We start from the raw sequence: 12,990 nt of genomic DNA on the forward strand, positions 1-12,990 counted from the left end.
TTCGAATGGCGCGTCCTTAAGCACTCGTTCGGGTCGTGCCAAGCTTGCGCCGCGGGCGCGGCTCGGCCACACAGCGGCGTGGCCGTTTCCTCCTCGCTCGATCGCCGCGCCGTGTTGCGCAGCGTGCCGCTCGCCGCGCTGCTGACCGCCGCCGACGCCGCTCCCGCCACGATCGCGGCGACCCGGCCGCTGCGCGTGCCGGCCGCGGGGATGACGCTTGAGCCCGGCATCTATGGCGTCGATCAGGACCTCACCGTGGCGGCCGATCTGCTGCTGCTGCCGGGTGCGCGGATCGAGGTGGCGGCGGGGCGGACGCTGACGCTCACGGGCGATGTCCAGGCGCCGGCGGCGCACGTCTTCCTCGGCGCCGGACGGGTCGACCTGAACGGTTCGCGCACGCTCGTCGCGCGTGCCGAATGGTGGGGCGCGGTCGCGAACGATCCCGCGGTTGACTGCCTCGCGCCGCTCGCTGCGGCAATCGCGGCGCACGGCTGCGTCGTCCTCGCCCCGGGCGACTATCACCTTTCGCGCACGCTGAAGATCGCAATGCCCCATCGCCGGCTCGAGGGCGGCAGCGGGCAGCGCGGCGGCGCGCCGGCGCTCAGCCGGTTGGTGCTGACGCGCGCCGACGGCGACGTGGTCCAGGTCGGCGCCGATCGCAATCCGGGGGCGATCAGCGGCTTCGTTACCGGCGTGACGTTGCGCTCGCTCGAACTGGCGCGAACGGTCGCGCCGCGCGGCGGCGGCTCGGTCGAGCTGGGCGGCCCGGCGGGGCTGCGCGTCCAATATGCGGTGGCGTGCCAGTTCGAGGAACTGACCGCGCCCGAACATGCCACCGGCTACGTCCTGCGCGGGGTGGTCCGCAGCTTCCTGCGCAACTGCAGCGCGTACCGCTCCCGCCCGGGCAAGGGCGACACCTTCGTCGGCTTTCTCTTCGATGGCTCGGCCGACTTCGGCCTCGCTGGCGGCAACGCCTCGCTCTACGTCGACGCCTGCGTCGCCAGTGCGGGGGGCGACCACGGGTTGGCGCGCTCGATCGGCGCCTATCTGCCCGGCGCCTTCTCCGACACTTACCTTACTCGCTTCGAGATGGCGACGATGAGCGACGGGATCGTCGTCGATGGGCTCGCCGGCGGCGCGGAGACGCAGCGGCTGCGCACCGGCAACGTCAACCTGCACATCATCATGCCGATTCTCGACGCGGTGTCGCACGTCGGGCTCACGCTGGCGCGGCTCTCGCCCTATTCCGCGGTAGAGGTGATTGACCCCTATGTCGCGCCGGTACCTGGCGCGCTCGCATCGGTCCATGTCCATGACGGCGGCGGGATGGTGACGATCACCGGCGGGCAGCTGCTCGGCTGGTACGACGCCGATCACGGCGGCAATGCGGTCGGCGTCCACGGCGTGAACGCCAGCGGCGTGACGATCCGCGGGCTGAAGCTGCTCGGTCACCGCCGCCCGGTCGGGCTCACCAACTGCCGCGGCATGGATGTCGACGTGATCATCAACAACCCGGCGCAGCCAGCCTCGCAGGCCGCGGTGCAGCTGGCGGCGTGCGACCGCATCGCAGTACGCGCGCGCGTCAGCGGCGGCGCGAACTGCTTTCCGCAGGGCGTGCGGCTTGACGGCACCGCCAACCAGCATGTCGCGGTGGACGTCACCGCGATCGATCCCGCCGCGATCGCCGGCGGCGCGCTCAACCAGCTGGTGTGGGGGACCACGCCGGTGCGCGCGCCCGGCGCGTTCGGCAGCAACCTCGCCACGGGGATCATGGCATGAGCGTCCGTCGTCCGCTCGTGATCACCGGCCCGACCGGATGGATCGGCCAGGCGCTGCTGATGCGGCTGGCGGCGCAGCGCGGCGCGGGCTGGAGCGCGGGCGTGCGGCTGTTCGGCTCGCGCGCGGGGACGCTGACCGCGGCAGACGGCACCGCGCTGCCGGTGCGCCCGCTTGACACGCTCGGCGGCGACGACGTGGCCGGCGCGGACGTGGTCCATCTCGCCTACCTGACCAAGGAGAAAGCGGAGCTGCTCGGCGAGCGCGGGTTCACCGATACCAATCTCGCGATCGACGACCATCTGCTCGCGGCGATCACCGCGGCGCCGCCGGCGGCGCTCTTCGTCGCCTCCTCGGGCGCGGCGGCACTGGCCGCACGCGGCAGCGACCGTCATCCCTATGGCCTGTGCAAGCTGCGCCAGGAGGATCGCCTGCTCGCCTGGGGCGCGCGCGCGGGCGTGCCGGTGCTGGCGGGACGGATCTGGAACATCGCCGGCCCCTATATGAACAAGACCGGCTCCTATGCGCTGGGCGACATGCTGACCCAGGCGCGACGCGATGGCACGATCCGCATCGCGGCGACGGTGCCGGTGTTCCGCTCCTATCTTCACGTCGGCGACCTCGCCGATCTCGTGCTGGCGGCGCTGCCGGCGGGGGCGGGGGCACCTGCACCGCGCGACCTGTGCGGCGCCGAGGTGCTCGAGATGGGCGACCTGGCCGAGCGTGTCGCCCGCTACGTCGGGCTCGGCGGCGACGCGATCATCCGCGCGCCGGTGGATACCGCCAGAAGCAGCGTGTATCTCGGCCAGTTCGCGGACACCAAGGCGTTGGCGATGCGGCTCGGCATGCCGCTCGTCGATTTCGCGCGGCAACTCGCCGATACCGCGCTGTGGCTCGAAAAGCATGACTAAGCCAAAAGGAGTGGGCTGGCTTGCGGCAAAGCAGCGCTTCTAGTACCCGCACGGTATGAGCGGTGCCGTCTGCCGGAACGATGTCGTCAGATGAGAAGTGCTCCAGCGCGTTGTGCGCGTAACGCTGGCCCTGGAATGCCGGAATCAAGGGGAAGTCCTTTGCCAACCTCGATCTTCGACGATCTGTTCGTGCTTGAACTCGCTAACAATCATTGGGGGAAACTCGACCGCGGCATGAAGATCATTCGCGATTTCGCGAAGGTCGTTCGGGTCAACGGGGTCAAGGCCTCGATCAAGTTGCAGTTCCGTGACGTCGACTCGTTCATCCACGCCGACTTCCGTGACCGTTCGGACGTGCGTTATATCAAAAAGACGATTGATACGCATTTACCGTGGGACAGCCTGCGTCAGATGGTCGAGGCGATCCGCGCCGAAGGCATGTTGACGATGGTCACGCCGTTCGACGAGGTCAGCGTCGACAAGTGCGTCGAGTTCGGCGTCGACATCCTCAAGATCGCCAGCTCGGACATTCGCGACAAAACGTTGCTGCGGAAACTTGCTGCCAGCGGCAAGCCGGTGATCGCGTCTTCGGGCGGGGCAAACGAAGCCCATATTGACCAACTCGTCGATTATTTTGTGTCGCGCGACATCCCGTTCGCGCTCAATCATTGCGTGTCGCTCTATCCCTCCGAGGATAGCGAGCTCGAGCTCAACCAGATCGACTATCTCCGCGCGCGCTATCCCGGCATCACGATCGGGCTGTCGACTCACGAGCATCGCGACTGGCATGATTCGATCATGATCGCCTATGGCAAGGGCGCGCGCACGTTCGAGCGGCACATCGACATCGATCACGAGGGCGTGCCGGTCAGCGCCTATTGCACCAAGCCGGAGCAGGCCGACGTGTGGTTCAAGGCCTTCAACAAGGCCAAGGAAATGTGCGGCGGCGCGGCGCACGCGCGGCGTGCGGTGCCGGAGAAGGAGCGCCGCTACCTCGATGCGCTGGTCCGCGGCGCCTACCTCCGCCACGACCTGCCCGCCGGCCATGTGCTGACCGATGATGACGTGTATCTCGCCGTGCCGCTGCTCAAGGGGCAGATCTCGTCGCGCGAGTTCACCACGGGCGAGGTGCTGCGCGAGCCGGTGAAGGCGAACGCGCCGCTCAATCTCGAGGCGATCGACGCCGACTATGCCGCCGATCCCGAGCTGGTCGCGCTGATCGCGGATCGTGGCATGGAGTTCGTCGACGCGCGCGAGATCATGCCGCGCGCCGTCGCCTGACGCCGCGACGTCACCTACCCGTCTGACCTGACCCGCCCCGTCGCTGCCCGCAGCGGCGGGGCCGCCCTGCACCAGAGAGAATTCATGCCTGACGTCCGGCTCTCCGACTATGTCGCCTCCGTCATCGCCGCGCATGGCGTTCGCCACGTCTTCATGCTCACCGGCGGCGGCGCGATGCACCTCAACGACGCGATGGGGCGGGCGGAGGGGCTGCGCTACGTCTGCTGCCATCACGAGCAGGCGCTGGCGATGGCGGCGGAGAGCTACACCCGGCTGTCCGGGCGGCTCGCCGCGGTGAACGTCACCACCGGGCCGGGCGGGATCAACGCGCTCAACGGCGTCCACGGCGCCTATACCGACTCGATCGCGATGATCGTGGTGTCGGGCCAGGTGAAGCGCGAGACCTTGCGCCAGAACGCCCCGGTGCGGCTGCGCCAGCTCGGCGACCAGGAGGCCGACATCGTCGCGATGGTGGCGCCGATCACCAAATTCGCCGTGATGATCGAGGACCCGCAGGACGTTCGGTACCTGCTCGAGAAGGCGCTGTGGCTGGCGACCACCGGGCGCCCCGGCCCGGTCTGGGTCGATATCCCGATCGACGTTCAGGCCGCCCGGATCGATCCCGACGCGCTGCGCGGCTTCGATCCGCGCGTCGAGGGCTATGGCCGCGACTTCGCACTCCCGGCGGAATATGGTTGGCTCACCGGCGAGCCGCTGCGCGACGCCGCGCGGCGGGTGATCGCGGCATTCGGCCAGGCCGAGCGGCCGGTGCTGCTGCCGGGCACCGGCGTGCGCATCGCGGGCGCGCACGACCTGTTCCTCCAGGTCGCGGAGCGGCTCGGCGCCGCGATCGCACCCGGCTGGAACGCGCAGGATGTGGTCGACGACGACCATCCGCTGTACGTCGGTCGCCCCGGTACGGTCGGCGATCGGCCGGGCAATTTCGCGGTGCAGAACGCCGACCTCGTGATGGTGCTCGGCTGCCGCCTCAACATCCGCCAGATCAGCTATAATTACGCCTCGTTCGCGCGCGCCGCGACCAAGATCATGGTCGATGTCGACGCCGCCGAGCTGCACAAGCCGACGCTCTCGATCGACCTGCCGATCCACGCCGAGCTCAAGCAGTTCCTCACCGTGCTGCTCGAGGAGCTCGATGGCTATGAGGCGCCCGCGGCGCATCGCGCCTATGTCGAGTGGGCGCTGGAGCGTCGCCGTCGGTATAGCACGGTGCTGCCGGAATATTGGGACACCGAGGGCGTGGTGAACCCCTATTGCTTCACCGAGGTGTTGTTCGAGCAGCTCGCGCCCGACGAGGTGATCGTGATGGCGGACGCGACCGCCGCGGTGGTCACCGTTCAGGCGGCCAAGCTGAAGCGCGGCCAGCGCATCTTCTCCAACTCGGGCGCGGCCTCGATGGGCTATGACCTGCCCGCGACGATCGGCGCCTGGCACGCCATGCCGGAGGGGTCGCAGCGGCTGATCTGCATGGCGGGTGACGGCAGCATCATGCAGAACCTGCAGGAGCTGCAGACCATCGTCGGGCAGAAGATTCCGGCGAAGATCTTCCTCTACAATAATTCGGGCTATCACTCGATCCGCCAGTCGCAGCAGGCGCATTTCAACGGCTTCTCGGTCGGCTGCGGCCCCGATTCGGGCGTCACCTTCCCCGATTTCGGGAAGATCGCGGCAGCGTTCGGGCTCGCCTATGTCAGCACCAGCGATCATACCACGATGGCCGAGGCGATTCGCGCCACGCTCGCCGCGGAGGGGCCCGCGATCTGCGAAGTGTTCATCGACAAGGCGCAGAATTTCGCGCCCAAGCTGTCGTCGCGCGTGCGCGAGGACGGCACGATGGTGACCGCCCCGCTCGAGGATCTGGCGCCCTTCCTGCCGCGCGACGAGCTCGCGGAGAACATGCTGATCCCGCTAATGAACTAGGGCGCGCGCGGTGGCACCCGGCGCGCTCCTGTTCGATCTCGACGGCACGCTGGTCGACAGCGCGCGCGACATCGCTGCGGTGCTGAGCGCGATCCGCGCCGAGCGCGGCACCGCGCCGGTGCCGGTCGCCACCGTGCGCACGCTCGTCAGCCTTGGCGCGGAGACGCTGGTGTGCCGCGCGCTCGGGAAGGTGGCGGGCGACCCGCAGGCGGATCTGGCGACCTTCCGCACGCGGCTGCGCGCCGCGCCGTCCGATCCCGCCATCGTGTATCCCGGCGTACCCGCGGCGCTCGCGGCGCTTGACGCAGCGGGGTGGCGGATGGCGGTGGTAACCAACAAGCCCGAGGCGCTCGCGGTCGCGCTGCTCGCGACGCACGGGCTCGACCGCCATTTCGCCGCGGTCGTCGGCGGCGACACCGCGGCGCGCGCCAAGCCCGATCCCGCGCCGCTCCACCACGCGCTGGCGCGGCTCGGTGCCGGCGCGGAGACCGCATTGTTCGTCGGCGACAGCGACGTCGACGCCGCCGCGGCGCGCGCGCTGGCAATCCCGCTGCTGGTGTATCGCGGCGGCTATGGGGTGGAGGCGATCGCGCAGGAGGAGGCTGCGGGCTGGTTCGACGACTTCAGCGCGCTACCCGCGCTGGTGGCGGCGGTGCGGCGGACGACGACCTGAGGTAAGCCGCTCTACCAACGCGCGTCCGAGGAGGAGCGGCGCGCAGATCGATGCGTTTGGATTCTCCCGCTCAGCTTAGGCTTGCCGCCACATAGGGCCGCTGCGCACGCGCAACGCATGCGTCGCGGCTGAGATACTGGTGCATGGTGAGGAAGATGCTGGTCATGAAGATCGCCGACACGGAGGGCCGGCTGAAGTAATGCGAGCTGGTCAACCCAAAGATGATGAAGGCGGCATGGCAGCCGACGAGCGTTTTCCAGAACGAGGTCGGGATCGCTTTCTCCCAATACCGTCGCGAGGTCAGGAATGGGATCAGCCATAGCGCGATCATGACGGTCGTCCCCAGCAATCCGACGCCGTAGAGTGCCTGTAGGATGCTGCTGTGCGTGTCGATCGCCCAGGAGAGATACTGCCGCGAGAGGAAATCTCGCTCGCTCATGAAGCCGTGCCCGAAAACATAGGAAGCTAGATCCGAGGCGGCGATCTCGTTGTAAAGATAATCCCAAGCGCGAAAGCGCCCCGAACCGGAAAGAATATACTCCCACGATTTGCCGTACATCGAGAGCTGTCCTGCTTGTACGAGACGAAGTGCGTCGTAGACGATCCATGCGAGCCCGACCGCGAACACCAACCCGATAATCTTGCCGACGCGCCCGGCGATATAGTTGGAAAAGATAATGGTCGAGGCAACAATGGCGGAGAAGCTCTGACCCGCGGCGAACATCCAGAACAGCGCCGCGCCACGCCAGGTTATGACACGCCCGTCGGTGACGAGCGTGAGCACCAGCGTGGCGAGCGCGACGAGTGCCTTCTCGTCGATGGGTGGCGGCTTCAGCGTGCCGGCGCTGACAAAGAAGACGATGTCGACCGCATAATCTATCAGGAGCAAGGCTGACCATAGGTGGAGAAGCTTCCGCAAGGCACCTACAGGGTCTTCATCCCGCGCGGCAAATTGCGTCAGAGAAAGGCTGAAGATGATGCCGTAGAATGAATAGACAGCCTGGCCGAGTGAGACCAGCAACTCCGGTGACCAGATCGAGGTGACAAGCGCGTAGCCATACAGGACAAGCTGAATCCTGGTAAACAGATTGATCCTGATCGGCTGTCGGGCCGTCTGATACACGTAGAAGAGAAAGATAGTCGCGGCCGTATACGTCACCGCATAATTGTAGTGCGCAGAAGAAACCGCGAAGGAGCTGTTCACGTCGGCGTCGTTCGTGAACAACCGCTCGGACATGCGAACGATCAGCCAGTACAGCAGCAGCTTGGCATACGTCATGACATCGTCCTTCCCGCGCAGTACGCAACACTGACCGGGTTTGCTTTGTAGGAGCGGGCGAGAGCGCCCTGGCCGACCTGTCGAACGTGGGTCACGCCGCCTGCCCGCCGTTCAGGACGTGGACATAGGCGGAGACGATCCGATGCCAGCGATAGCGCTCCTTCAGCGTGGCGAGGTCCGCCGCCCTGACCATGCCGGACGTGGGGTCGCTGAGCAGCACTCGCAAGGCGGACACGTCCTTGAAGTAGGAACCAGCCTGCCCCAGCGTGGACCGGTTGAAGGCGCAGTCATAGGCGAGCAGGCGGTTGTGATGGTAGATGGCCTCGACCAGCGACGGATTTGTGCCCCCGACGCTATGCCCGTGGACATAGACTGCGGCGCCCGCCCGCAGCCCAGCTAGGTCCGCGACGTCGTATACCGGGTCGAGCAGAAGTAGTTGGGGATGATCGGCGTAGCGTTGCTTGAGCTCGCGCCCGTAGTCGCTCTTGTCCCAATTGCCCACCGCGACCAGGGTGAAGGCTGCCTGGGCGCAGGCCTCGAGGATCAGGTGAGAGTTGTTCTCCGGCTCGATCCGCGCCACCGACAGGGCGTAGCCGGGGGCGAGTGCGAAGCGCGAACTCGCGGGAACGATCGTGTGGTCGCCGCCGTAGGCGATCATCGTCGCCTCTGCGCCGTACATGTCGCGCACGAGCGCCACCAAAGCGTCGTTGTCGGCGATCACGCGATGCGAGAAGCGGATTGCGAGTCGCTCCAGCACCTTGAGCACCCGCTTGGCGAAGCCGCCGAATTTGGCGCGGCGCCATTCCATGCCGTCGACATTGGTGACGACCCGCATGCTCGGCCGCAGCAGCCGAAGCACGGGGAGGAACCAGGCGCCCGAGTAGCCTAGGATCAGCGCGGCATCGACGCGGGCGATCAGCGCTGCGTGCAGCATCGCCAGCACGTCGTGGACCAAGCTGGCGGCCCCGTTGGCGCTCAGCGGCACCAGCACGCGCTGGTGACCACAAAAGGGTGTCGCGACGATCAGCTCGGGATAGGCGGACCGCTGGCAATACATCACGAGTTGCGCCTCATCGGCCGCGATCCCCGTGGCGAGTTGCTCAGCCAGTGTCTCAAAGCCACCATAGCGGGCGGGGACGCCGACGGTACCGATCACCGCGACCTTCAAAGCACCACACCATTCTCGTGCGAGTGGATCATCTCTGGGCGAACCGCTCGTGTCATCATACCGGCTCCGCGATCCGGCTGGCTGTGACAAAGGCGCGCTCGTCGGCGATCGCGTGGCGAAACCGCTCTGGTGTGAAGCGCTGCGCCGTGGCGGCCGCCGCTTGGCCAAGGCGGGCGCACAGCGCCCGGTCATCCGCCAGCCGCGCGACCAAGGCAGCGACAGCGTCGAGATCGCGCTCATCAACGAGATAGCCGTTGCGGCCGTCCTCGACAAACTCCAGCGGCGCGCCGACCGCCGGGGCGATCACCGGCACGCCGAACGCCATCGCCTCGATCAGCGTCAGGCCGAACGTCTCGACCCAGCCTTCGCGATTGGTCAGCGACAGAAGCAGGTCGAGCTTGCGCAGGACCGGCGTGACCGGCGAAAGGTTGAAGTGGACGGTGAGATTGGGCGGGCGTCGGTCGCGCGGCACCATTGTCTCGAACACGTCGGCATCGCCGTTGAGCACGAGCACGAACGCCAGCCCGGGGAACCGGCGCGCGAGCGCGACGAACTCGGCGAAGCCCTTGTACCATACGAGGCTACAGATCAGACCGACATGGAAGGCGTCTTCCCGGCGAGGCGGCGCCACTTCGGCGGCGGCGACGAGGGCGGGGTCCACGCAAGGGTAGGTGATCTGCGCCGGAACTCTGCCAAGCCGCGGTGCGAGAACTTGTTCAACGTACCGCGACAGATAGACGATCCGATCGGCCGCAGCCGCGATCAGCCTCGTCATAAGCCACCGGTGCAGCCGGGGGCTCACTCGTGTCTCCATGATATGCGCGACCGTTCGCGCGCCCTTCAGACGCGCCGCCACCAGATGCGGGGCGGTCAGCATCGTGCTCGCGTGCAGCACGTCGCCGCGGCGTACTCGTCGGAGCAAAAGCAGGAAAACCTTGACATGCCACAGCAGCAGCCGCGCGAGCCACACCACACGATGAGTCGACTTCTCGTACGATATGAGATGATGGCGATGGTCGGCGGTCTTGATGAAGCCGCGATCGGCGTTGGTAATGACGAGGCACTCCTCGCCGAGCGCCGCGTAGCACGAAATCTTCTCGTTCATAATTCGCGGCGAGCCGCTGTAGTCGTTCAGCAGATGGACAAAGATATGCATCAGCGACTCGCTAGAGGCTTGGCTGGAACGCCACCAATCACCGACCCGGGCGGGAACGAGCGGTTGACCACGGCCCCCGCCGCCACGACGCAGCCGTCGCCGAGGGTGACACCGTCGAGGATCGTTACCTTGGCGCCGATCCAGCAATCGCGGCCGATGACGATCCCGCGCGATCGCGTGCCCTGCAGGCGGATCGGACGATCCCGATCTGCAAAGAGGTGATCCTGCGGATGGATGGAGAGATATTGGCCCGTGATCGTGTCGCAGCCGATCGTCACCGCGGCGGGGCTGCAGATATAGCTATAGCCGCCGATCCCCACGTTGTTGCCGATCGTGATCGTGCCGATCTGCGCAAAGGGGTTGAAGCCATTAGAGATTTGGCAGAACTCACCGAACGAGACGTCGTCGCCCAGGATGATGCCGGCGGGGCTCCAGCAGGTGACGTGGCTGCCGCGTCCGAGACGCAGTCGCCGCCCGAAGCGCAGCAGCCGCACGCCGTGGATGCGCGCGCCAACGGCGAGGAACAGGAGGCGCGGGAGTCGGGCCGCGACGAGGAGACGTAGCACGCCGCGGCCGGCATCGAGGCCCATGCGGGTCAAGTAAAGCACCAACATGCCCGTCGAAACTGAATCGCCGACCGCCACGGTCCGCCCGGTCAACCGCCGCACCAGCGGGAGAAGAATCTTGCTCACGTGGCGCCTCTCTGCCGAGCGGCGGTCGCGGCGCGATCGATCAGTTCCTCCAGGATAGCGCGATGTTGGTCCGCTAGCGTCCGCCACGTGTAGCGGTCGCCGCTCGCGGCGATCGCCTGGCGCAGCCGCGCACGCAGGCTGGGGTCGCCGCTCAGTTGGCGCAGCCGCGCGGCGAAATCGTCGACAATCGCGTTCCAGCGCTGCCGCGGATTGATCCGGAAGCCAATTTCGTCGGTGACGTTGGTGGAGAAGCCGTCCAGGTCGAGCGCCACCGGAATGCAGCGCGCTTCGAGCGCCTCGAACAGGGTTGACGTGTTCGCCTCGGAGAGGCTGGTGAAGCAGAGCACGTCGGCGTCGATCATACGGCGCTGCACTTCCTCACGCGCGACACGACCGAGGAAGGTAAGATTGGTCAACGCCAATTTGGTCGCCCGCGCCCGCGCCGACGCGAGTAGCGGGCCCTCGCCGATGACCGTAAATCGCAGCCCAACATCGTCGCGCACTGCGGCGGCGATGTCGATGAGCAGGGTTATGTTCTTGCGCGCGTCGACGCTGCCGCACCAGATCACATCCAGCAACTCGCTCTGTGCCGCTGCGTCGTCGCTCGCGGGCATGATCGGGTGTCGCGTCGCCTGATCGCTCAGCACCGGTCCGTCGCTACGGTACAGGCAGGCGAAATTGTCGCGATTGGTTTTGGTAGCGAACGACAGACAATCGAAGCCGCGCACAGCGCGCGCGACATAGCCGCCGCGCGCGGCGAGGAACGTGGTGGCGTTGCGCACCATCGCCAGCAGGCCGTACCGGCGGTCGCTGCGTCGCGCTAACGCGGAGTCAACATATTGGAAACCGCCGATCGGTCCCCAGTAGGAGGGGATCGGCAGGCGGTACATATAGCCTGGATTGCGGAAGCCGACGGGGCCGAGCTGATGCACCGCTACGAACGGCATCGCGCGATGCAGCTGCCGTGCGCGGCGGAGCGCCAGCCAGTGCCATCGCCGCAGCGCAAGGACGAACAACCAGGACAGGCCGAGGCGAACGTCGAGAACTTTGATCAGCCCGCAAAAGCGATCCATCGGCACGACGACGATCGCGACATCCTCGCCCAGCGCGCGGACGGCCGGATGATCGAGCAGGGTGACGTCACCCATGCGCCCGTCCGCGCTGCCGACCAGGACGGTCAGGCGGAAGTGATGCTTCATCTGCTGCACGTAGTTCCAGCCCTGGGCGAACTCGGAGCCGAGCTCGGGCGAGAAGGCGTAGGCGCTGACCAGCAGGCGCGGCTTGGTCACGCGTGCGTCCGGCATGTTGGCCATCCTATCGGCCCCCTGAAGCCAAAGAGGCGAGCGCGATGGAGATCGCGAACAGCGCGAAGGCAGTCATATACCCGCAGAGTCGTGACCGGCTGTAGCTTGAGTAAAGAGCGTTGACGTCGTCAGGATCACCTTTGTCGATCGTCACCGCGATCACCCGCTCCACGTGCAGCACGCTGCCGACGGATGCGAGTGAGTTGATGATGAAGCCGGTCTGCATCAACGTCGCACGATATGCTGGGTACGTTGAGGCGAGCAGCGATGGCACGAGCAGGCCGAGGAAGCCGATCGACGTGACCGCCACGACCGCCGCCGAGATTGACGACTGGGGCGTGCGCGTGAGCGTCGCGACCGCGGCATCGATCAGCGCCGGCGCCGGGGTCTTGCCGTAGATCCGCCTGAAGAAGAACAGCATCAGCCGCAGCAGCGCCACTCGCCGGGACAGCGTGAGATGGCAGAGGGCGATCAGCAGCGCGGCTGCGGCGTAGATCACCATCAAATCGAGTTTAGCCACGTAGCTGTCGACCAAGTAGCCGATCAGCAGAAGGGACAACGCGGTGGCGGCGCGGTTGACGAGCATGAACACCGAGCCCAGATGCGCACCGAGTACCGGCGCTCCCACGATCGCTGCCGTCGCGCGCAGCAGCACCTGAACCGTGTCGATCAGGAACATGCAGAGCAGGAAGCCAATCAACGTGATGGCAAGCAACCAGAACAGCATGTCGAAGACGAGAAACCTCTGATGCGGGTGGATCGTCGACCAACGTCGCGCCAGCCCGCTAGCACGGCATGCCCGTACTGGATAG

Annotated in this window: 11 protein-coding genes; 5 read left to right on the forward strand and 6 right to left on the reverse strand. The window is 66.8% G+C overall.

Features of this window, described 5'->3' with window-relative positions; translation table 11 throughout:
• Positions 1-78 precede the first annotated feature (78 nt).
• The 5 genes from ACMGDM_RS07890 (at position 79) to ACMGDM_RS07910 (ending at position 6,579) form a co-directional block, all read left to right on the forward strand.
• Complete coding sequence (locus ACMGDM_RS07890) at positions 79-1,779, forward strand: hypothetical protein (protein WP_436803533.1); 1,701 nt, start codon at positions 79-81, stop codon at positions 1,777-1,779.
• Positions 1,776-2,687 carry an NAD-dependent epimerase/dehydratase family protein gene (locus ACMGDM_RS07895; RefSeq protein ID WP_436803534.1) on the forward strand — a complete coding sequence of 304 codons (912 nt, stop codon included), beginning with the start codon at positions 1,776-1,778 and terminating at the stop codon, positions 2,685-2,687. Before ACMGDM_RS07890 ends, ACMGDM_RS07895 begins: the two co-directional genes overlap by 4 nt.
• Before the next feature lie 159 nt (positions 2,688-2,846).
• Positions 2,847-3,968, forward strand: a complete 1,122-nt coding sequence (locus tag ACMGDM_RS07900; RefSeq protein ID WP_436803535.1) for an N-acetylneuraminate synthase family protein — start codon at positions 2,847-2,849, stop codon at positions 3,966-3,968.
• A gap of 84 nt (positions 3,969-4,052) precedes the next feature.
• On the forward strand, positions 4,053-5,906 hold the full coding sequence (locus tag ACMGDM_RS07905; RefSeq protein WP_436803536.1) for a thiamine pyrophosphate-binding protein: 1,854 nt from the start codon (positions 4,053-4,055) through the stop codon (positions 5,904-5,906).
• Positions 5,907-5,916: 10 nt separating this feature from the next.
• Positions 5,917-6,579 (forward strand): HAD-IA family hydrolase, encoded by a 663-nt coding sequence (locus ACMGDM_RS07910; protein ID WP_436803537.1) that lies wholly within the window; start codon positions 5,917-5,919, stop codon positions 6,577-6,579.
• A gap of 70 nt (positions 6,580-6,649) precedes the next feature.
• Here ACMGDM_RS07910 and ACMGDM_RS07915 read toward each other — a convergent pair whose 3' ends face one another.
• The 6 genes from ACMGDM_RS07915 to ACMGDM_RS07940 form a co-directional block, all read right to left on the reverse strand.
• A complete protein-coding gene (locus tag ACMGDM_RS07915) occupies positions 6,650-7,858 on the reverse strand; it encodes a hypothetical protein (protein ID WP_436803538.1) in 1,209 nt (402 codons plus the stop codon).
• Positions 7,859-7,949: 91 nt separating this feature from the next.
• Positions 7,950-9,026, reverse strand: a complete 1,077-nt coding sequence (locus ACMGDM_RS07920) for a DUF1972 domain-containing protein (RefSeq protein ID WP_436803539.1) — start codon at positions 9,024-9,026, stop codon at positions 7,950-7,952.
• 55 nt (positions 9,027-9,081) lie between these two features.
• Positions 9,082-10,182, reverse strand: a complete 1,101-nt coding sequence (locus ACMGDM_RS07925) for a glycosyltransferase family 4 protein (protein WP_436803648.1) — start codon at positions 10,180-10,182, stop codon at positions 9,082-9,084.
• Entirely contained in the window at positions 10,182-10,826 is a 645-nt protein-coding gene (locus ACMGDM_RS07930) for an acyltransferase (protein ID WP_436803540.1), read from the reverse strand. Before ACMGDM_RS07930 ends, ACMGDM_RS07925 begins: the two co-directional genes overlap by 1 nt.
• 44 nt (positions 10,827-10,870) lie before the next feature.
• Positions 10,871-12,178, reverse strand: coding sequence for a glycosyltransferase family 4 protein (locus ACMGDM_RS07935; RefSeq protein WP_436803541.1), 1,308 nt, complete (start codon positions 12,176-12,178; stop codon positions 10,871-10,873).
• Between the two features lie 10 nt (positions 12,179-12,188).
• Positions 12,189-12,905, reverse strand: coding sequence for a hypothetical protein (locus ACMGDM_RS07940; RefSeq protein WP_436803542.1), 717 nt, complete (start codon positions 12,903-12,905; stop codon positions 12,189-12,191).
• Positions 12,906-12,990: the final 85 nt, after the last annotated feature.

The sequence above is a fragment of the Sphingomonas larreae genome (genome assembly GCF_051400595.1).
Classification (GTDB): domain Bacteria; phylum Pseudomonadota; class Alphaproteobacteria; order Sphingomonadales; family Sphingomonadaceae; genus Sphingomonas.

What these genes read in the sequence shown, in the direction of transcription:
- ACMGDM_RS07895 (WP_436803534.1), top strand. Translation starts at nt 1,776, where the DNA reads ATGAGCGTCCGTCGTCCGCTCGTGATCACCGGCCCGACCGGATGGATC.
- ACMGDM_RS07905 (WP_436803536.1), top strand. Translation starts at nt 4,053, where the DNA reads ATGCCTGACGTCCGGCTCTCCGACTATGTCGCCTCCGTCATCGCCGCG.
- ACMGDM_RS07915 (WP_436803538.1), bottom strand. Translation starts at nt 7,858, where the DNA reads ATGACGTATGCCAAGCTGCTGCTGTACTGGCTGATCGTTCGCATGTCC.
- ACMGDM_RS07925 (WP_436803648.1), bottom strand. Translation starts at nt 10,182, where the DNA reads ATGCATATCTTTGTCCATCTGCTGAACGACTACAGCGGCTCGCCGCGA.
- ACMGDM_RS07935 (WP_436803541.1), bottom strand. Translation starts at nt 12,178, where the DNA reads ATGCCGGACGCACGCGTGACCAAGCCGCGCCTGCTGGTCAGCGCCTAC.
- ACMGDM_RS07940 (WP_436803542.1), bottom strand. Translation starts at nt 12,905, where the DNA reads ATGCTGTTCTGGTTGCTTGCCATCACGTTGATTGGCTTCCTGCTCTGC.